The sequence below is a fragment of the Pseudorhodoferax aquiterrae genome, from assembly GCF_014652235.1.
Taxonomy (GTDB): domain Bacteria; phylum Pseudomonadota; class Gammaproteobacteria; order Burkholderiales; family Burkholderiaceae_C; genus Pseudorhodoferax; species Pseudorhodoferax aquiterrae.
On record NZ_BMYK01000013.1, the window covers coordinates 1 to 19,683 of the forward strand.

Below are 19,683 nucleotides of genomic sequence, written 5' to 3' on the forward strand. Positions count from 1 at the left end.
CATCGCACGGCCTCGCCGGCTTGACGCGGACCATAGAACCTCTGCCAGGCCGCCGGGTGCGTCCCCTTGAGGGGGGATGGGATTTCTACACGAAGTGAGAAATCCAAACGGGGGTGGCTTCATTTCACGTAGGGAACATGCCCAGCAGTTCGGCGCGCGAGCGCACGTTGAAGCCCAGGAAGACCGAGGACACGCAGTTCTTGACCGTGCCCAAGGTCAGCCCGGTCTCCGCGGCGATGGCCTGGTTGTCCATGCCGGCCAGCAACAGCTCCAGCACCTGCACCTGGCGCGGGCTCAGCCCCAGGCCCTGGGCCGTGCGCAAAGCGGCCGCACCCGGCGCTGCGCTCGGGGGCGGCGGTGGCGATGGCCCATCCGCATGCTGGCGCAGCACCTCGACCCAGGCGTCCATCGCGCCCGCATCGGCGGACTTGCTGATGTAGGCGCCCGCGCCCAGGCGCAGCGCCTCCTCGCGGATGCGCAGGTCCTGCGCGCCGCTGAGCACCACCACCGGCACGCCGGGATGGTCGCGCCGCAGGATGCGCAGGCCCGCAAAGCCCTTGGCATCGGGCAGTTGCAGGTCGAGCAGCACCAGGACGATGCGCCCCTGCGCCTGGGCCAGCAACGCCAGGCCCTGCTCCAGCGTGCCGGCCTCGTCCACGGCGTAAACGTCTGCGAACTGCTGCATGACCAGCGTGCGCACGCCCATGCGGACCAGCGCGTGGTCGTCGATCACGAGCAGGCGCCGCACGCCGCCCTGGTCCAGGGGTTCCGTCACGGGAGCAGACATGGAGACATGGCGCGGAACATACCAACAAGCCCCGCGGCTGACCAGCGGCGCGTGCCTGGGCCGGTGACCGGGGTCACGGCTGCAGCGGCACCCAGGCGCACCCCGATAATCGCGCCCCATGAATCCCCTGCTCGCCCGCCTGCAGCCCTACCCGTTCGAACGGCTGCGCCAGTTGTTTGCCGGCGTCACGCCACCGCCCGGCCTGCGGCCCATCAGCCTGGGCATCGGCGAACCCAAGCACCCCACGCCGCCCTTCATCCAGGCCGCCCTGGCCGGCGACCTGCGCGAAGGCCTGGCCGGCTACCCGCCCACCGCCGGCACGCCCGAACTGCGCGCCGCCTTCACGGGCTGGCTGCAGCGCCGCTATGGCCTGGCGCTGGACGCGTCCCAGGTGCTGCCCGTCAACGGCTCGCGCGAGGCCTTGTTCGCCTTCGCGCAGACCATCGTCGATCCGACCCGGCCCGGCGCCACCGTGGTCTGCCCCAACCCCTTCTACCAGATCTACGAGGGCGCGGCCCTGCTGGCCGGCGCCGAGCCCTACTACGCGCCGAGCGACCCGCAGCGCAACTTCGCGGTGGACTGGGACAGCGTGCCCGAGGCGGTGTGGGCGCGCACCCAGCTGCTCTACGTCTGCTCGCCCGGCAACCCCACGGGCGCGGTCATGCCGCTGGACGAGTGGCGCAAGCTGTTCGCACTGTCCGACCGCCATGGCTTCGTGATCGCCTCGGACGAGTGCTACAGCGAGATCTACTTCGGCGACACGCCGCCGCTGGGCGGCCTGGAGGCCGCGGCGCAACTGGGCCGCAGCGATCTGCGCAACATCGTGGCCTTCACGAGCCTGTCCAAGCGCAGCAACGTGCCGGGCATGCGCTCGGGCTTCGTCGCGGGCGACGCGGCGCTGATCCAGCAATACCTGCTCTACCGCACCTACCACGGCAGCGCCATGAGCCCCGTGGTGCAGACGGCTTCCATCGCGGCCTGGAACGACGAGGCGCATGTGGAGGCCAACCGCGCCCTGTACCGCGAGAAGTTCGCCGCCGTCACGCCGCTGCTGGCCCGCGTGATGGACGTGCGCCTGCCCGACGCGAGCTTCTACCTCTGGGCCGGCGTGCCGCTGCGCCTCGGCGAGCCGGCCGAGGGCAGCGATGCGCGCTTCGCCCGCGAACTGCTCGCTCAATACAATGTGACGGTCCTGCCCGGCAGCTATCTCGCCCGCGAGGCCGCTGGCTTCAATCCCGGCCAGGGTCGCGTGCGCATGGCCCTGGTGGCCGAGACCGCCGAATGCGTGGAAGCCGCGCAGCGCATCGTTCAATTCATCCAATCGAGACCGCAAACAGCATGAGCCAACAGCTTCAAACCCTCATCGACAACGCCTGGGAGAACCGCGCCAGCCTGTCGCCGCAAGCCGCGCCCAAGGAGGTGCAGGACGCCGTCGAGCACGTGATCGCCGAGCTCAACAACGGCAAGCTGCGCGTGGCCACGCGCGAAGGCGTGGGCCAGTGGACCGTGCACCAGTGGATCAAGAAGGCCGTGCTGCTGTCCTTCCGTTTGAAGGACAACGAGGTCGTGCAGGCCGGCCAGCTGGGCTTTTACGACAAGGTGCAGACCAAGTTCGCCCACCTGTCGGCCGACGAGATGAAAGCCACCGGCGTGCGCGTGGTGCCGCCGGCCGTGGCCCGCCGTGGCAGCTTCATCGCCAAGGGCGCGATCCTGATGCCCAGCTACGTGAACATCGGCGCCTACGTGGACGAAGGCAGCATGGTCGATACCTGGGCCACCGTGGGCAGCTGCGCGCAGGTCGGCAAGAACGTGCACCTCTCGGGCGGCGTGGGCCTGGGTGGCGTGCTGGAGCCGCTGCAGGCCAACCCGACCATCATCGAGGACAACTGCTTCATCGGCGCGCGCTCCGAAGTGGTCGAAGGCGTCATCGTCGAAGAGAACTCGGTGCTGGGCATGGGCGTCTACCTGGGCCAGAGCACGCCGATCTTCAATCGCGCCACGGGCGAGATCAGCTACGGCCGCGTGCCCGCAGGCAGCGTCGTGATCAGCGGCAGTCTGCCCAAGACCACGGCCAACGGCACCGCCTACAGCACCTATGCCGCGATCATCGTCAAGACCGTGGACGCGCAGACCCGCGCCAAGACCAGCCTGAACGACCTGCTGCGCGATTGAATGGACCACCCCCAGTCTCCGCCCTGCGCGCTCCGCCAACCCCCTCAAGGGGGCGCCGCGAGCGGCCGGGCGGAGCCCGTGCCGCCGCGTCCGCTGGCATGGCTTGCTCCGCAGCCTTCGGAGCTGCGGCCTGCCCGGGGCGGCCGGGACTGCGGGTGGCATTGCGCGCCATGAGTCGACTACTCGGAGAGCCAGCATGAGCACCATGGAACGCATCCTGCGCCTGATGCAGGAGAAGAAGGCCTCCGACCTGTTCCTGTCGGCGAACGCGCCGGCCCAGATCAAGATCAACGGGCTGACCGTGCCGATCAACAGCCAGGTGCTGCCGTTCGACGCGCCCGTCAAGCTGCTGGCCGAGGTGGTCTCGGCCCAGCAGATCCAGGAACTGGACCGCACCGGCGAGCTCAATGCCGCGGTGTCGCTGAGCGGCGTCGGGCGCTTTCGCGTGAGTGCCATGCGTCAGCGCGGCAGCTATGCGGTGGTGGTGCGCTACATCAACACCGAGATCCCCACGCTGGAATCGCTCAAGCTGCCCGCCGTGCTGGCCGACCTGGTGCAGCGTCGGCGCGGCCTGCTGCTCGTGGTGGGCGCCACGGGCGCCGGCAAGACGACCACGCTGGCGGCCATGATGGACCACCGCAACGAGCGCCAGAGCGGCCACATCCTGACGATCGAGGAGCCGATCGAGTTCCTGTTCAAGAACAAGAAGTCCATCGTCAACCAGCGCGAGATCGGCACCGACACGCAGTCGCTGCAGGTCGCGCTCAAGAACGCACTGCGCCAAGCGCCCGACGTGATCCTGATCGGCGAGATCCGCGACCGCGAGACCATGTCGGCCGCCATCGCCTATGCCCAGACCGGCCACCTGTGCCTGGCCACCCTGCATGCCAACAACAGCTACCAGGCACTGAACCGCATCCTGAACTTCTACCCGGTCGAGGTGCGCCCCACCATGCTGGGCGACCTGGCCGCCGTGCTGCAGGCCGTCGTGTCCCAGCGCCTGCTACGCACGGTGCGCGGCGACCGCGTGCCGGCCGTCGAGGTGCTCATGAACACCGCGCTGGTGTCCGAAATGATCGAGCACGGCGACTTCTCCGGCGTCAAGGAGGCCATGGAGAAGTCCATCGCCGAGGGCTCGCAGACCTTCGAGGCCGACATCGCGCGGCTCATCACCGAAGGCATCATCGAGCGCCAGGAAGGCCTGTCCCATGCCGATTCGGCCACCAACCTGATGTGGCGGCTGCAGAACGACTTCACGCGCGGCGCTGCCGCCCAGGCGCCCGCGCAGCCGGACGATGAACCGTCCTTCACCGAGATCACGCTGGACGTGAAGACCCCATGACCGCCACCCTGCGCCTGGCCGAGCAGCTGATCGCCCAGCCTTCCATCACCCCCGAAGACGGGCAATGCCAGGCCCTGATCGCCGAGCGCCTCGCGCCGCTGGGATTCACGAGCGAGGCCATCGTCAGCGGCCCGGCCGATTTCCGCGTGCGCAACCTCTGGGCGCGCCGCGCCGGCGGCGCGGCCCAGGCGCGCACGCTGGTCTTCGCCGGCCACACCGACGTGGTGCCCACCGGCCCGCTTGCGCAGTGGACCAGCGACCCCTTCACGCCCACGCACCGCGACGGCCGGCTGTATGGCCGCGGCGCCGCCGACATGAAGACCTCGCTGGCGGCCTTTGTCGTCGCGACCGAGGAGTTCCTGGCCGCCACGCCCGCGCCAGCGCTGTCGATCGCACTGCTGTTGACCAGCGACGAGGAAGGCCCGGCGCGCGACGGCACGGTGGTAGTCTGCGAGCAGCTGCGCGCGCGCGGCGAGCGCATCGACTGGTGCATCGTGGGCGAGCCGACCTCGGTCGAGCAGACCGGCGACATGGTCAAGAACGGCCGCCGCGGCACCATGGGCGGCAAGCTCACGGTGCTGGGCATCCAGGGCCACATCGCCTATCCGCAGCTGGCGCGCAACCCCATCCACCAGGCCCTGCCGGCACTGGCCGAGCTGGCGGCCACCGAATGGGATCGCGGCAACGCCTTCTTCCCGCCCACGAGCTTTCAGGTCAGCAACATCCATGGCGGCACGGGCGCGAGCAACGTGATCCCGGGCGAGGTGGTCATCGACTTCAACTTCCGCTTCTGCACCGAGTCCACGGCCGACGGCCTGCAACAGCGTGTGCGCGACGTGCTGGACCGCCACGGCCTGGAGTACCGCCTGGACTGGACCGTGGGCGGCCTGCCCTTCCTGACCACGCCGGGCCCGCTGGTGGACGCCGTGCGCGACGCGATCGCGGCCGAAACCGGGCTGACCACCGAGCTGTCGACCACGGGCGGCACCAGCGACGGCCGCTTCATCGCCCAGATCTGTCCCGAGGTCATCGAGCTGGGCCCCCCCAACGCCACGATCCACAAGATCGACGAGAACGTGCGCGTGGCCGACATCGAACCGCTCAAGAACATCTACCGCGGCGTGCTGGAACGGCTGGACCGGTCGCTGCGGTGAGCAACGTCCTGCAAACCATCGAGGCCGCGGCCGCGCGGCTGGAGCAGGCCGGCGTGGCGTACGGCCACGGCACGCTCAACGCGTTCGACGAGGCCGCCTGGCTGGTGCTGTGGCGCCTGGGCCTGCCGCTGGACGCGCTGGACGACGTGGCCGAGCAGCTTGTCGATACCGCCGCCCAGGCCCAGGTCGCCGCCCTGCTGGACGAGCGCATCGCCTCCCGCAAACCTGCGGCCTACCTCACGCGCGAGGCCTGGCTGCAGGGCGTGCCCTTCTACGTGGACGAGCGCGCCATCGTGCCGCGCTCCTTCATCGCCGAGCTGCTGGCCGACGGCAGCGTCGACCCCTGGCTGGGCGCGCACACGCGCCGCGTGCTGGACCTGTGCACGGGCAACGGCAGCCTGGCGGTGCTGGCTGCCATGGCCTGGCCCGAGGTGCAGGTCGACGCGGCCGACATCTCCACCGATGCGCTGGCCGTGGCCCGCATCAACGTCGAGCGCCATGGACTGGCGGACCGCATCCGGCTGTTGACCTCCGACGGCCTGGCCGGCGTGGACGGCCCCTACGACCTCGTGCTGTGCAACCCGCCCTACGTCAACCGCCAGAGCATGCAGGCTCTGCCGGCCGAGTACCGGGCCGAACCGGCGCTGGCGCTGGATGGCGGTGCCGACGGCATGGACTTCGTGCGCGGCCTGCTGGCCGGGCTGTCTGCGAAAATGCCGGCCCACGGCGTGCTGGTGCTGGAGATCGGCAACGAGCGGGCCCACTTCGAGGCGGCGTTTCCGCAGCTCGAGGTGGTCTGGCTCGACACCAGCGCCGGCGCCGACCAGGTGCTGCTGGTCACGGCCGAAGCCCTCGCCGCCTGTTAACCGCGCTCCGTGGCCCGGCCACGGTTCTCACATGATCACCCTCAAGAACGTCGTCCTGCGCCGCGGGACCAAGGTGCTGCTGGACAGCGCCTCCACCGTCATCAACCCCGGCGAGAAGGTCGGCTTGGTCGGCCGCAACGGCGCCGGCAAGTCCAGCCTGTTCGCGCTGCTCAACGGCAGCCTGCACGAGGATGGCGGCGAATTCACGGTGCCGGCCCAGTGGCGCCTGGCCCAGGTGGCCCAGGACATGCCCGAGACCGACCAGGGCGCGACCGATTTCGTGGTCGACGGCGACACCGTGCTGCTGGCCGCCCAGGCCGAGGTGGCGGCCGCCGAGGCAAGCGACGACGGCGAACGCATGGCCAACGCCTACATGGCGCTGCACGACGCCGGCGCCCACGACGCGCGTGCCCGCGCCCAGGCGCTGATCCTGGGCCTGGGCTTCAAGACCACCGAGCTCGACAACCCGGTGGACAGCTTCTCGGGCGGCTGGCGCATGCGCCTGCAGCTGGCGCGGGCGCTGATGTGCCCGAGCGAGCTGATGCTGCTGGACGAGCCCACCAACCACCTGGACCTGGACGCCCTGGTCTGGCTGGAAGCCTGGCTGCAGCGCTACACGGGCACGCTGCTCGTGATCAGCCACGACCGCGAGTTCCTGGATGCGGTGACGGGCGTGACCATCCACATCGAGAACGCCAAGCTCAACCGCTACGGCGCCAACTACAGCAAGTTCGAGGACATGCGCGCCGAGCAGATGGAGCTGCAGCAGGCCTCCTACGCCAAGCAGCAGGAAAAGATCGCCCACCTGCAGAAGTTCATCGACCGCTTCAAGGCCAAGGCCAGCAAGGCCAAGCAGGCGCAGAGCCGGGTCAAGGCGCTGGCGCGCATGGAGCGCGTCGCACCGCTGCTGGCCGAGGCGGAGTTCAGCTTCGAGTTCAAGGAGCCGGCCAACCTGCCCAACCCCATGCTGGCCCTGCAGGACGCGAGCTTCGGCTACCCGGGTGCCGACGGGGCCGCGCCCACCGTCATCGTGCGCGACGTGAGCAAGTCGGTGCTGGCCGGCCAGCGCATCGGCATCCTGGGCGCGAACGGCCAGGGCAAGTCCACCGTGGTCAAGACCATCGCGCGGGCGCTCGCGCCCGTCGCGGGCGAGATCACCGAGGGCAAGGGCTTGAACATCGGCTACTTCGCGCAGCAGGAGCTGGACGTGCTGCGCCCGGCCGACAACCCGCTCGAGCACATGGTCCAGCTCGCGCGCGAATGCACGGCGGCCGGCAAGCTCGCCGGCCAGTCCACGCGCGAGCAGGACCTGCGCGGCTTCTTGGGCGGCTTCAACTTCAGCGGCGACATGGTCAAGCAGGCCGTGGGCAGCATGAGCGGCGGCGAGAAGGCGCGCCTGGTGTTGTGCATGCTGGTCTGGCAGCGTCCCAACCTGCTGCTGATGGACGAGCCGACCAACCACCTGGACCTGGCCACGCGCGAGGCCTTGTCGATCGCGCTCAACGAATTCGAAGGCACGGTCATGCTGGTCAGCCACGACCGGGCCTTGCTGCGCGCGGTCTGCGACGAGTTCTGGCTGGTCGCCCGCGGCGGCGTCAGCCCCTTCGACGGCGACCTGGACGACTACCAGCGCTACCTGCTCGACGAGGCCAAGCGCCAGCGCGAGGCGCTCAAGGCCGCACCGGCACCGGCCGCCGCTGCGCCGGCCGCAGCGCCCGCCCCGGCTTCTGCCGCCCAGCGCAAGCAGGACGCCCAGCGCCGCCAGGAGCAGGCCGAACGGCTGCGCCCGCTCAAGAAGCAGATCGAGAAGCTCGACCGCAGCATGGCCACGCTGGCCGAGGAGAAGGCCGCGCTCGAGCAACGCCTCATGCAGGCGCTGGCGCCGGCCGAGATGGCCGAGGCCGGCCGCAGGCTCAAGCAGGTCGGCGACCAGCTGGCCGCGCAGGAGGAAGAGTGGCTGAGCCTGTCGGAGCAGCTGGAAACTTCCTGACAAACCCGTGCCAGGCGCTTGGGGTACATTGACCCGACCTCAACTCGCCTTGCATACACCATGTTCTCTCTGATCGGCACCATCATCGTCGGCTTCATCGTGGGTCTGCTGGCCCGCGCGCTCAAGCCCGGTGACGACAAGCTGGGCATCGTCATGACGTCCATCCTGGGCATCGCCGGCTCCCTCCTGGCGGGCTGGGCCGGTCAGCAGATGGGCTGGTATGCGCCCGGGGCGCCGGCGGGCTGGATCGCTTCCATCGTCGGCGCCATCGTGCTGCTGGTGATCTACGGCCTGGTCAAGGGCAAGTAGGCCCATGGGCAGCGCGCTCGAACTGGCCCAGGGCGACGCGCGGCTCGTCGAAGCAGTCCGGCGCGGGCGGCGCCTGCTGCACAGCAAGGCCATGGTGGCGGCTGCAGCCAGTGCCGTGCCCGTGCCGGGCCTGGATTGGGCCGTGGACGCGGCTGTGCTGTCGCGGCTCATCCCGGCCGTGAGCGCGGAGTTCGGTCTCACGCCCGAGCAGATCGCACGGCTGGAGCCGCGCCAGCGTGACCAGGTGCAAAAGGCCGTCAACATGGTGGGCTCGGTGCTGATCGGCAAGTTCATCACGCGCGACCTCGTGCTCCGCGCCGCCGCCGCCGTGGGCATGCGGCTCACGGCCAAGCAGGCCGCCAAATACGTGCCCTTCGCCGGCCAGGCCGTATCGGCCCTGGTCGGCTACAGCGCGATCCGCTTGCTCGGCGAGGAACACCTCAAGGACTGCGTGCGCGTGGCACGCGAAGCCCAACTCGCGCTGCCCGAGCCGCCGCCGCGCAAGCGGCTGCTGCTGCCCGGCCGCGCCTGAACGGCGTATGCCTCAGAACGTGTGAATGCACCTATCGCGCCCACGACGGGGTGCGGCGGGCCGCAGGCCGCAGCCCGGGCTGGAGCCAGGGCAAGGACTGCAACGCCCGCATGCGGCCTGGCGCGCCCCGCGGCCCGAAGGGCGAGGCCCCTGGCGCGACGGTCATGATGGAAACAGGTGCTCATCGGGGGCCTCGCGTGGGAGTGAGCGGTTCGTTCACATGTTCTCAGTGCCGGAAAGGCTTGAGGTCCAGCAGGATGGTGATGCTCTGGCGACCGCCTTCGGTGTGCGTCACGATGCGGGCGCCGCACTGGCTGGTCTGGCCCGGCCGGCTCTCGTAGGCCAGCCGACGCTGGAAACGCGAAGCGTCGCCGTCGGACAGGAAGCCCACGCGGTGGTCGCCCACGCGCACCTCGACGCGGCCACCCACCTCCTTGGGCGCGTGCAGGGTGGCCATGCACATGGGGCCGAGTTGCGCCAGCGCCGCCTGCAGCACGGCCCGGTGGCGCTCGGTGTCGATGACGGGGAAGTCGAAGCGGCCCAGCGCCTGCCAGTGGTACAGCTCGGCGGCCGGCTGGGCCCGGCTGCCGGCGTTGCTGCCGAAGTCGGACACGGCCAGCGCGTAGCCATCCTCCGGCGCAGCCCCCCGCGTGCGCGCCAGCCGCCACAGCACCAGCACCGCGCACACGCCGACCAGGACCACGACCAGTTCAGACATCGACCCTCCTCCCCACGCCATGCTTGCGTTCGCGCCGATGCGGCCAAACGCAGTGCAGCAAAGCTGCGGGTTTTACCGGATTCAGGCCGGCCCGCGCAAGGCCGTTGGTCAGGCCCTGCTGCCGCTCAGTTGGACTGGGCCAATTGCTCCAGGATCGCCGGATTCTCCAGCGTCGAGGTGTCCTGCGTGATCGCCTCGCCCTTGGCGATGGAGCGCAGCAGCCGCCGCATGATCTTGCCCGAGCGCGTCTTGGGCAGGTTGTCGCCGAAGCGGATGTCCTTGGGCTTGGCGATCGGGCCGATCTCCTTGGCCACCCAGTCGCGCAGCTCCTTGGCGATCTGCTTGGCCTCCTCGCCGTGCGGCCGCGGGCGCTTGAGCACGACGAAGGCGCAGACCGCCTCGCCCGTGGTGTCGTCGGGCCGGCCGACCACGGCGGCCTCGGCCACGAGGTCGGTCTTGGCCACCAGGGCCGACTCGATCTCCATGGTGCCCATGCGGTGGCCCGAGACATTGAGCACATCGTCGATGCGGCCCGTGATCGTGAAGTAGCCGGTCTGCGCGTCGCGGATCGCGCCGTCGCCGGCCAGGTAGAAGCCTTTGAGCTCGGGCGGGTAGTAGCTCTTGACGAAGCGTTCAGGATCGCCCCAGATCGTGCGGATCATGCCGGGCCAGGGACGCTTGACGACCAGGATGCCGCCGTGGCCATGCGGCACGTCGTTGCCGGTCTCGTCGACGATGGCCGCGGCAATGCCCGGAAAGGGCAGCGTGCACGAACCCGGCACCAGCGTGGTGGCGCCCGGCAATGGCGTGATCATGTGGCCGCCGGTCTCGGTCTGCCAGAAGGTGTCGACGATGGGGCAGCGGCCGCCGCCCACATGCTGGTGGTACCACTCCCAGGCCGCGGGGTTGATCGGCTCGCCGACCGAACCCAGGATGCGCAGGCTGGAGAGGTCGTAGCGGGCGGGGTGCACGGCCTCGTTGGCCTCCGCCGCCTTGATCAGCGAGCGAATCGCGGTCGGTGCTGTGTAGAAGATGCTGACCTTGTGGTCCTGGACCATCTTCCAGAAGCGGCCCGCATCGGGGTAGGTCGGCACGCCCTCGAACACGATCTCGGTGGCGCCGAGGGCGAGCGGCCCGTAGGCGATGTAGCTATGCCCTGTGACCCAGCCGATGTCGGCCGTGCACCAGAACACATCGTCGTCCTTCAGATCGAAGGTCCACTTGGTCGTCACAGCCGCCTGCAGCAGGTAGCCGCCCGTGGAATGCTGCACGCCCTTGGGCTTGCCCGTGGAACCCGAGGTGTAGAGCAGGAACAGCGGATGTTCGGCCTCGACCCATTCCGGTTCACACTTGGACGGTTGGCCCTCGGTCAGCTCGGCCAGCCAGAGGTCGCGCGGTGCCTGGAACGGCACGGCACCACCGGTGCGGCGTGCCACCAGCACGTTGCGCACGCTCTCGCAGCCGCCCAGGCCGATGGCCTCGTCGACGATGGCCTTGAGCGGCAGCTGCTTGCCGCCGCGCACCTGCTGGTCGGCCGTGATCACGATGGACGCGCCGGTGTCGGCGATGCGGTCGCGCAGGGCCTGGGCCGAGAAGCCGCCGAACACCACGGAGTGGATGGCGCCGATGCGTGCGCAGGCCTGCATGGCCGCCACGCCGTCGATCGACATGGAGATGTAGATGACGACCCGGTCGCCCTTCTTCACGCCCAGGGAACGCAGTCCGTTGGCGATGCGGCAGGTGCGCTCGAGCAGTTCCTGGTAGCTGACCCTGGTGACCTGGCCGTCGTCGGCCTCGAAGACCAGCGCGGTCTTGGCCCCCAGCCCGCGCTCCACATTGCGGTCCAGGCAGTTGTAGGAGACGTTGAGCGTGCCGTCGGCGAACCACTTGAAGAACGGCGCCTGGCTGCTGTCCAGCACCTGCGTGAACGGGGTCTGCCAGCTGATGAGCTCGCGCGCCAGACCGCCCCAGTAACCCTCGGGGTCGGTCTCGGCCCGGGCCACCAGCTGGTCGTAGGCCGCGCGGCCCGACACATGGGCATGGCGGGCCAGCTCCGGCGGCGGCGCGTACTGGACAGTGGCTTCGGTCATCTCGTCTCCTGGTGCACGATGCGGATGGTTGGGACGGGGCGATTGCATCACATCGCCCGCCGCACTGGCCGCCAGCATCCACTAGGAACGTTGCAGGACCGTGCCCCAAACTTAACAAATGTTTGCACCCTGGCCCGGGACCGTTGCAGGCGTTACGCTCGCGCCGACGACCATGCCCACCCACGATCCGTCTCCCGACGCGCACGCCCCGCTCGCGCGCTACCTGACGCTGCAAGCCGGTCTGGACCTGCTGGACCGCGGCCTGTCCATCTTCGACCGCGACCTGAAGCTCGTGGCCTGGAACCGCGCGTACCTCAAGCTGCTGGATTTCCCCGAGTCCATGGGCTACGTGGGCGCCCCGTTCGAAAGCTTCATCGACTACAACGCCCAGCGCGGCGACTACGGCCCCGGCAACGCCGCCCAGCTCGTGGCCGAGCGCGTGGCCGCCGCACGCGCGTTTCGGGCGCACGAGATCGAACGCACGCGGCCGGGCGGCCAGGTGCTGCGCATCCGCGGCGAACCCGTGCCCGGCCATGGCTTCGTGACCCTGTACTCCGATGTCACGGCCGAGCGCCGGGCCGAGGCCACGATCCGTGCCCACACCGAGGAGCTCGAAGCCCGCGTGGCCGCGCGCACGGCCGAGCTGCAGCGCAGCGAACAGCGGGTGCGCCTGGTCATGGACTCCATCCCCGCCGCCGTGGGGTTCTTCGATGCCGGCCGCACCTACCGTTACCTGAACCGCGCATACCACGACTGGTTCCACGTCGACACCAGCGCGCCGCACCGGGCCAGCGCCCGCGCCTTCCTCGGCGATGCCGTCTACGCCGGCGTTCGGCCCCGCGTGCTGCGCGCGCTGCGCGGCCAGGCCCAGAGCTTCGAGTACGAACTGCAGACCGCCCACGGCGAGCGCCGCATCGTGCGCACTTCCCTGGTTCCCGAGCGCGCCGGCGACGGCAGCGTGAGCGGCTGCTTCGAGCTCACCTTCGACATCACCGAGGAGCGGCGTGCGCAGGTGCTGCTCGCGCGGGCGCACAAGCTCGAGTCGCTGACGCACCTGACGGGCGGGCTCGCGCACGATTTCAACAACATCCTGACCGTGGTCATCGGCAACCTGGACGCGCTCGCGCGCAGCCAGCCCGAGGACGCCGCCACGCAGGAGTACGTGCTGCCCGCGCTGGGCGCGGCGCGGCGCGGCGCCGACCTGGTCAAAGGCCTCATGAGCTTCGCGCGGCGCCAGCCGCTGGAGGCCCATTCGGTCAGCGTCGGCGCCCTGCTCGCCACCGTGGCCGGGCTCGTGCGCCGCGTGCTGCCCGAGGCCCTGCAGCTGGAGATCGACGCCGGCAGCGAACCGCTGTGGACCTGGATCGACCCCACGCTGCTCGAGCAGGCCCTGATCAACATGGTGCTCAACGCGCGCGACGCCTGCGCGGCCAAGGGGGCGCAGGGCCGCATCGTGCTGCGTGCCTGCGCCACGCGCATCGACGCGGCCGCGGCGGTGCCGCTGCAGCTCTCGCCCGGCGACGCGATCCGCATCGACGTGCAGGACAACGGCGTGGGCATGGACGCCCACACGTTGGCCCACCTGTTCGAGCCCTTCTTCACGACCAAGCGCGGCGGCCGCGGCACCGGCCTGGGCATGGCCGTGGTCTACGGCTTCATCAAGCAGTCCGGCGGCGCGGTGGACGTGCGCAGCGCGCCGGGCGAAGGCACGACGGTGTCGGTCTGGCTGCCGGCCGCCCAGGCGCCGGCCGAAGCGCCGCGCCAGGCGCAACCGGCGACGCGTGCCGCACCGCGCCAGCGCGGCCTGGCCCTGCTGGTGGACGACGACGCCCAGGTGCGCCGCGTGGTCCGGCGCAACCTGCTGGAGCTGGGCTACGTGGTGCTGGAGGCCGAGCAACTGGCCGAAGCGCGCAAGCTGCTGACGGCCACGCCCGACATCGCGCTGGTGCTGACCGACCTCGTGATGGCCGGCCCGCTGGACGGCGTGGAGCTGGCCCGCGCCGCACGCGACGGCCACTACGCAAAATCCGTGGTCATCATGACCGGCAACGTGCCCGACGACTGGCCACGCGACGCGGGCAGCCCGCTGCTGCGCAAGCCCTTCACGACAGAACAACTCGCAGCCGCCATTGCGCAAGGGACGACATGAGTGCAGAGACACACCGCGCCAGCAACGATGCCAGCGCCCCGCCCGCCCTGGTCTACGTGATCGAGGACGACGCCGACGTGGCCAGGCTCGTGCTGACCGCGCTGCGCGACTTCGGCTTCGCCTGCGAGGTGTTCGCCACGGGCGGCGCCGTGCTGCGCCGCCTGCAGTTCGAGAAGCCCGACCTGTGCATCGTCGACCTGGGCCTGCCCGACATGGACGGGCTGGACCTCATGCGCCGCATCGCCGCGGCCTCCAGCGCCGGCGTGCTGATCCTGACCGGCCGCGGCCACACGGCCGACCGCGTGATGGGCCTGGAGCTGGGCGGCGACGACTACGTGACGAAGCCCTTCGAGTCGCGCGAACTCGTGGCCCGCGTGCGCAGCATCCTGCGCCGGCGCAGCGCGGCCGCCGGCAGCGCGCCGGGCCAGCGCCGCTACGCCAGCTTCCTGGGCTGGCGCATCGACTGCGCGGCCAACGTGCTGCGCGCGCCCGACGGCAGCGAGCACCTGCTGGGCACGGCCGAGACCCAGGTGCTGCGCTGCTTCGTCGAGCGGCCGCACCAGATCCTCACGCGCGAGCAGCTCATGGGCGAGCGCGACCTCTCGCCCACCGACCGCAGCATCGACGTCCGCATCTCGCGCCTGCGCAAGAAGATCGAGCCCGACCCGCACGAGCCCGCCATCATCAAGACGGTCTACGGCGCGGGCTACCTGTTCGCGGCCGACGTCAGCTGGGAGTAAGTCAGCCGGGCGTCAGCGCGATCTCGCACGCCGGTATGACGAATGGTTGCGCCGCCACCGCAAGCGCGCGCACCCCGCTGAAGATGCGCTCCAGGTTCACTTCCAGGAGACAAGCATGGCCAAGGACCCCGCGGATGTGGTGCAACGCATCCAGACGCACCCCGACTATCAGGCGCTGCGGCGCCAACGCAACCGCTTCGGCTGGACATTGACGGTCCTGATGCTGGTCGTCTATTACGGCTACATAGGACTCATCGCTTTCGACAAGCCCTTTCTGGCCCAGCCCATGGGCAGCGGCGTCACCAGCATCGGCATCCCGATCGGCCTGGGCGTCATCGTGTTCACCATCGGCATCACGCTGCTCTACATCCGGCGCGCCAACGGTGCCTACGACCGCGCGACCGCCAAGATCCTGAAGGAGGCCACGCAATGAACCCGCGCCACAACACCCTCGTCGCGCTGGCGCTGGCCGCGGCCTGCGGCCTGGCCCAGGCCGCCGGCGGCGACGTCGGCCAGGCCGCCAAGCAGCCGACCAACTGGATCGCGATCGGCATGTTCTCGGTGTTCGTGCTGGCCACGCTCTACATCACCAAGTGGGCCGCCGGCCGCACCAAGTCGGCCGCCGACTTCTACACCGCCGGCGGCGGCATCACGGGCTTCCAGAACGGCCTGGCGATCGCGGGCGACTACATGTCGGCCGCCTCGTTCCTGGGCATCTCGGCGGCCGTGATGGCCACCGGCTACGACGGCCTGATCTACGCGATCGGCTTCCTCGTCGGCTGGCCCATCCTGACCTTCCTGATGGCCGAGCGGCTGCGCAACCTGGGCAAGTTCACCTTTGCCGATGTGGCCGGCTACCGCTTCCAGGCCGGGCCGATCCGCGCCTTCGCGGCCTCGGGCACGCTGGTGGTCGTGGCCTTCTACCTGATCGCGCAGATGGTCGGCGCGGGCCAGCTCATCAAGCTGCTGTTCGGCCTGGACTACTGGGTGGCGGTGGTCATCGTGGGTGTGCTCATGATGGTCTACGTGCTGTTCGGCGGCATGACGGCCACGACCTGGGTGCAGATCATCAAGGCCGTGCTGCTGCTGTCCGGCGTGAGCTTCATGGCCGTCATGGTGCTGGCGCAGTTCGGCTTCTCGCCCGAGGCGCTGTTCGCCAAATCCGTCGAGGTGCGCACGCAGATCGCCGCCAACACCGGCAAGACACCGCAGGAGGCGGCCTCCATCGGCCTGTCCATCATGGGGCCGGGGGGCTTCGTGAAGGACCCCATCTCGGCGATCTCCTTCGGCATGGCGCTGATGTTCGGCACGGCCGGCCTGCCGCACATCCTGATGCGCTTCTTCACCGTGCCCGATGCCAAGGAAGCGCGCAAGTCGGTCGGCTGGGCCACGGTCTGGATCGGCTACTTCTACCTGCTGATCTTCATCATCGGCTTCGGCGCCATCACGCTGGTGCTGACCAACCCCGAGTTCGCCAACACCGTGACGGGCGTCATCCATGGCGGTGCCGGTGCCTCCAACATGGCGGCCGTGCTGGTGGCCAAGTCGGTGGGCGGCAACGTGTTCTACGGCTTCATCTCGGCCGTGGCCTTCGCCACCATCCTCGCGGTGGTGGCCGGGCTCACGCTGTCCGGCGCCTCGGCGGTCTCGCACGACATCTACGCCACGCTGATCAAGCATGGCAAGGCCGACAGCGCCTCGGAGCTGCGCGTCTCGCGCATCACCACCGTGGCGCTGGGCGTCGTGGCCGTGGTGCTGGGCATCGCGTTCGAGAAGCAGAACATCGCCTTCATGGTCTCGCTGGCCTTCGCAGTGGCGGCCTCGGCCAACTTCCCGGTGCTGTTCCTGTCCATCCTGTGGAAGGACTGCACGACGCGCGGCGCGGTGGTCGGCGGCTTCCTGGGGCTCGTCTCCTCCGTGGCGCTGACGGTGCTGTCCCCCTCGGTCTGGGAAACCACGCTGGGCCACCCGGCCGGCTCGGCGCCCTTCCCCTACGCCTCGCCCGCGCTGTTCTCGATGACCATCGGTTTCATCGGCATCTGGCTGTTCTCGGTGCTCGACAAGAGCCGCCAGGCCGAAAAGGAGCGCGCGCTGTTCGCAGCGCAGCAGGTGCGTTCTGAAACCGGGCTGGGGGCGTCGGCGGCATCGGCGCACTGACCGCGTCCTTGCGCCGTGCCGCGACGGCCACCATGCGGTGGCCGTTCTTCTTGCTGTTGGGGCGCTGCCCTGCGTGGCGCTACAGTGCCACGCATGACCATCGCCTGGAATGCCTTCACCCCTGGCGCCGCGCTCGTCGGCGGCCTGCTCATCGGCCTGGCCGCCGCCATCCTCGTGCTGTGCAACGGCCGCATCGCGGGCATCAGCGGCATCGTGGGCGGCCTGCTGCGGCCAGCCGCGGGTGGCCTCAGCTGGCGGCTGGCCTTCCTGGCCGGTCTGGTCGGCGCGCCGTTGGTGTACGCCCTCGTGGCCGCCCTGCCCCGGCCGCAGATCGATGCCGGCTGGGGCACGCTGGTGGTGGCCGGCCTGCTGGTCGGGCTGGGCACGCGCTATGGCGCGGGCTGCACCAGCGGCCACGGGGTCTGCGGGCTGTCGCGCCTGTCGCCGCGTTCGCTGGTGGCCACGCTGGCCTTCATGGGCGCGGGCTTCGCCACCGTCTACGTGGTGCGCCATCTGCTGAACGCCTGAGGATCGCGCCATGCCTTTCGTCACTGCCTTGCTCGCGGGCCTGGTCTTCGGCCTGGGCTTGCTCCTGTCCGGCATGGCTGATCCGGCCAAGGTGCTGGGCTTCCTGGATCTCGCCGGCGCCTGGGATCCGTCGCTGGCCTTCGTGATGGCCGGCGCCATCGCGGTCGGCCTCGTGGCCTTCGCGCTGGCCAGGCATCGCACGCGCAGCCTGCTCGGCCTGGCGATGCAGCTGCCATCCGGCGGCGGGATCGACCGGCGCCTGGTCCTGGGCGGCCTGGTGTTCGGCATCGGCTGGGGGCTGGCCGGCTTCTGTCCGGGGCCGGCGCTCGTCGCGCTGGGCATGGGCGAAGCCAAGGCCGCCGTGTTCGTGCTGGCCATGCTGGCCGGCATGGGGATCTTCGAGTGGCTGGAGCGGCGTGCCCGCGCGCGGAGGGGCCCGGCGCACCCGCCACAATAACGCGGTCCATGCACGTCCCTGCACACGAGCTGCAATCCCATCTCTTTCGCCACGTCAGCGCCGACAAGGCCGCGCCGTACCGCGCCGTGATGGACACCTTCGCCGCTGCCAAGCGGCAGTTCCGGCTCCACCTGCGGCCCGACGAGGTGCTGGCCGAGGGCAGCTGGACCACGCCGCACACCCCGCGCATCGAGGAAGTGCTGGCCGCACTGACCCAGCTCGCCGAATGGGGCAACCTCGAGTCGCAGCCCGACACCGCGCGCGTGGCGAGCCTGGGCGACTTCTACCGCGCGCGCTTCCTGTACCGGCTGTCGCAAGGCGGTGAAGCGGTGGAGGCTGCGCTGGCCACCTTCGCACGCACGCTGGCCCGTCGCGCCGAGCTCCAGACCGTGGCGCTGCAAGACATTGCCAGCCGGCTGCGCGCGCTGCAGGTGCTGGCCGACGAACCCGCGCCCGACGCTGCCAAGGTGCACGAGACGCTGCGCGACCTGGTGCGCGTGTTCGAGGGCCTGGCCGACAACGCCCAGGCCTTCATGGCCGGCATCGCGCGCAGCATCGAGCTGCAGCAGGCCGAGGCCGTTGCCGTGCTGGCCTACAAGCGCCGGCTCATCGATTACCTGGAGCGCTTCATCGGCGACCTGGTGGGCCGCTCGGGCGGCATCGCGGCACGCATCCTGGCGCTGGCGCCGCGCGTCGACCCGCTGCTGTGGCAGGCCGCCCGACGCGAGGCACCAGCCGCGCAGCACTGCAGGCGGCGCACGCCGCAGCCTGGTCTGCGATCACCAGCGCGCCGGACCGGCGCGTCCGACACGACGGCCTCCTGGGACGCGCGACTGGCCGTCGCCATGCAGCGCCACGGCCTGTCCGTGGCAGAGGAAGCCCTTGCATCCAGCCTGCTGGAGGACCTGCGCCGCACCTGAAAAAACACCGGGCTGCCCGTCAGGTACCCGGCGTGATGAGCCCGATGACCTTGCGCCCGTGGCGCCGGTAGACGTGGAAATCGCTGTCCAGCGTCAGCACCCGGGACGGTTCATACAGTTCGGCCAGGCGGATCAGGCAGGCATCGGCCAAGGAGGCCGGCACGTTGTCGTAGCGCTCGAACAGCGCGCGCACAGAAGCCATCTCGTCGTGCAGGGACATGGCGATCTGCACCACGCCGCGTTCGACGAGCGCGAGCGCCTTGGCCGGGTCGAAGCCGCCTCGGGCAAGCAGGAAGCAGGTCTCGGCAACCACGGCTTCGCAAGTCAGGAACGGCCCGGGATGGCTGGCGAACTGCTCCCTGGCCCAGACGTGATGGCGGTCATCGCGGCAATGCAGCGCGACCCAGGGGCCGGTGTCGAGCAGCAGTTTCACGGGTCGGGGATGCGCAGCTCAGACCCGACCGAAATCGGCAAGGTGCTCCGGATTGGACGACAGGTCGACCGGCCCTCCGGCGAAGCAACCCACCAGATCGCCCGCCTGCTCCAGGGCCGAGACGAAAGGGGCCTGTGCATCGCGCTGCCGCAGGTAGGCCTCCAATGCCCGCCGGACCAGCTCGGACTTGCTGACATGCGCCTGCGCACTGGCCTGGGCCACGGCAGCCTCCAGGCCCGCAGGAATCTTGACGGTCAAGGTGTTCATGACTGAATCTTACCGGCCGGCAGCTGGTAGTACAAGTAGACATCCTAGCCACGGAAGGACCGCGCAATCAAC

The 19,683-nt window shown here is 70.1% G+C and carries 20 protein-coding genes; 15 read left to right on the forward strand and 5 right to left on the reverse strand.

Annotation, left to right across the window (positions count from 1 at the left end):
- Window positions 1-124 precede the first annotated feature (124 nt).
- Window positions 125-775, reverse strand: a complete 651-nt coding sequence (locus IE209_RS19020; RefSeq protein WP_189688512.1) for a response regulator transcription factor — start codon at window positions 773-775, stop codon at window positions 125-127.
- Between the two features lie 130 nt (window positions 776-905).
- Between IE209_RS19020 and dapC the strand changes: the two genes are divergently transcribed.
- The 8 genes from dapC to IE209_RS19060 all read left to right on the forward strand — a co-directional run bounded on the left by dapC (window position 906) and on the right by IE209_RS19060 (window position 9,152).
- Window positions 906-2,129 carry a succinyldiaminopimelate transaminase gene (gene dapC / locus IE209_RS19025; RefSeq protein WP_189688513.1) on the forward strand — a complete coding sequence of 408 codons (1,224 nt, stop codon included), beginning with the start codon at window positions 906-908 and terminating at the stop codon, window positions 2,127-2,129.
- The gene (gene dapD, locus IE209_RS19030) at window positions 2,126-2,959 is read left to right on the forward strand and encodes a 2,3,4,5-tetrahydropyridine-2,6-dicarboxylate N-succinyltransferase (protein WP_189688514.1); all 834 of its coding nucleotides are present in this window, start codon (window positions 2,126-2,128) and stop codon (window positions 2,957-2,959) included. The genes dapC and dapD overlap by 4 nt, the downstream gene beginning before the upstream one ends.
- 196 nt (window positions 2,960-3,155) lie before the next feature.
- Window positions 3,156-4,301 carry a PilT/PilU family type 4a pilus ATPase gene (locus tag IE209_RS19035; protein ID WP_189688515.1) on the forward strand — a complete coding sequence of 382 codons (1,146 nt, stop codon included), beginning with the start codon at window positions 3,156-3,158 and terminating at the stop codon, window positions 4,299-4,301.
- Window positions 4,298-5,455: a succinyl-diaminopimelate desuccinylase gene (dapE, locus tag IE209_RS19040; protein WP_189688516.1), complete on the forward strand. Its 1,158-nt coding sequence runs from the start codon at window positions 4,298-4,300 to the stop codon at window positions 5,453-5,455. The genes IE209_RS19035 and dapE overlap by 4 nt, the downstream gene beginning before the upstream one ends.
- Window positions 5,452-6,321 carry a 50S ribosomal protein L3 N(5)-glutamine methyltransferase gene (gene prmB / locus IE209_RS19045; RefSeq protein ID WP_189688517.1) on the forward strand — a complete coding sequence of 290 codons (870 nt, stop codon included), beginning with the start codon at window positions 5,452-5,454 and terminating at the stop codon, window positions 6,319-6,321. Before dapE ends, prmB begins: the two co-directional genes overlap by 4 nt.
- A gap of 31 nt (window positions 6,322-6,352) precedes the next feature.
- Entirely contained in the window at window positions 6,353-8,311 is a 1,959-nt protein-coding gene (locus IE209_RS19050; protein ID WP_189688518.1) for an ABC-F family ATP-binding cassette domain-containing protein, read from the forward strand.
- Between the two features lie 60 nt (window positions 8,312-8,371).
- Complete coding sequence (locus IE209_RS19055; RefSeq protein WP_189688519.1) at window positions 8,372-8,620, forward strand: GlsB/YeaQ/YmgE family stress response membrane protein; 249 nt, start codon at window positions 8,372-8,374, stop codon at window positions 8,618-8,620.
- A 4-nt stretch (window positions 8,621-8,624) separates the two neighbouring features.
- Window positions 8,625-9,152 carry a hypothetical protein gene (locus IE209_RS19060; protein ID WP_189688520.1) on the forward strand — a complete coding sequence of 176 codons (528 nt, stop codon included), beginning with the start codon at window positions 8,625-8,627 and terminating at the stop codon, window positions 9,150-9,152.
- Window positions 9,153-9,378: 226 nt separating this feature from the next.
- Here IE209_RS19060 and IE209_RS19065 read toward each other — a convergent pair whose 3' ends face one another.
- Window positions 9,379-9,870 (reverse strand): hypothetical protein, encoded by a 492-nt coding sequence (locus IE209_RS19065; protein ID WP_189688521.1) that lies wholly within the window; start codon window positions 9,868-9,870, stop codon window positions 9,379-9,381.
- Between the two features lie 125 nt (window positions 9,871-9,995).
- Entirely contained in the window at window positions 9,996-11,960 is a 1,965-nt protein-coding gene (gene acs / locus IE209_RS19070) for an acetate--CoA ligase (RefSeq protein WP_189688522.1), read from the reverse strand.
- A 172-nt stretch (window positions 11,961-12,132) separates the two neighbouring features.
- Here acs and IE209_RS19075 point away from each other — a divergent pair, with 172 nt between their 5' ends.
- The 7 genes from IE209_RS19075 (at window position 12,133) to IE209_RS19105 (ending at window position 18,911) form a co-directional block, all read left to right on the forward strand.
- Window positions 12,133-14,109, forward strand: coding sequence for a hybrid sensor histidine kinase/response regulator (locus IE209_RS19075; protein ID WP_189688523.1), 1,977 nt, complete (start codon window positions 12,133-12,135; stop codon window positions 14,107-14,109).
- On the forward strand, window positions 14,106-14,849 hold the full coding sequence (locus IE209_RS19080) for a response regulator transcription factor (protein ID WP_189688524.1): 744 nt from the start codon (window positions 14,106-14,108) through the stop codon (window positions 14,847-14,849). Before IE209_RS19075 ends, IE209_RS19080 begins: the two co-directional genes overlap by 4 nt.
- A gap of 115 nt (window positions 14,850-14,964) precedes the next feature.
- Window positions 14,965-15,282 carry a DUF485 domain-containing protein gene (locus IE209_RS19085; RefSeq protein ID WP_189688525.1) on the forward strand — a complete coding sequence of 106 codons (318 nt, stop codon included), beginning with the start codon at window positions 14,965-14,967 and terminating at the stop codon, window positions 15,280-15,282.
- Window positions 15,279-17,006, forward strand: a complete 1,728-nt coding sequence (locus tag IE209_RS19090) for a cation acetate symporter (protein WP_189688526.1) — start codon at window positions 15,279-15,281, stop codon at window positions 17,004-17,006. Before IE209_RS19085 ends, IE209_RS19090 begins: the two co-directional genes overlap by 4 nt.
- Window positions 17,007-17,099: 93 nt before the next feature.
- On the forward strand, window positions 17,100-17,534 hold the full coding sequence (locus tag IE209_RS19095) for a YeeE/YedE family protein (protein WP_189688527.1): 435 nt from the start codon (window positions 17,100-17,102) through the stop codon (window positions 17,532-17,534).
- Window positions 17,535-17,544: 10 nt separating this feature from the next.
- A complete protein-coding gene (locus IE209_RS19100; protein ID WP_189688528.1) occupies window positions 17,545-17,991 on the forward strand; it encodes a DUF6691 family protein in 447 nt (148 codons plus the stop codon).
- Window positions 17,992-17,999: 8 nt separating this feature from the next.
- Window positions 18,000-18,911 (forward strand): TIGR02677 family protein, encoded by a 912-nt coding sequence (locus IE209_RS19105; RefSeq protein WP_189688529.1) that lies wholly within the window; start codon window positions 18,000-18,002, stop codon window positions 18,909-18,911.
- 19 nt (window positions 18,912-18,930) lie between these two features.
- Here the strand turns inward: IE209_RS19105 and IE209_RS19110 are convergent, their stop codons facing one another.
- Window positions 18,931-19,344 carry a type II toxin-antitoxin system VapC family toxin gene (locus tag IE209_RS19110; RefSeq protein WP_189688530.1) on the reverse strand — a complete coding sequence of 138 codons (414 nt, stop codon included), beginning with the start codon at window positions 19,342-19,344 and terminating at the stop codon, window positions 18,931-18,933.
- Between the two features lie 18 nt (window positions 19,345-19,362).
- Complete coding sequence (locus IE209_RS19115) at window positions 19,363-19,611, reverse strand: ribbon-helix-helix protein, CopG family (RefSeq protein WP_189688531.1); 249 nt, start codon at window positions 19,609-19,611, stop codon at window positions 19,363-19,365.
- Between the last annotated feature and the right edge of the window lie 72 nt (window positions 19,612-19,683).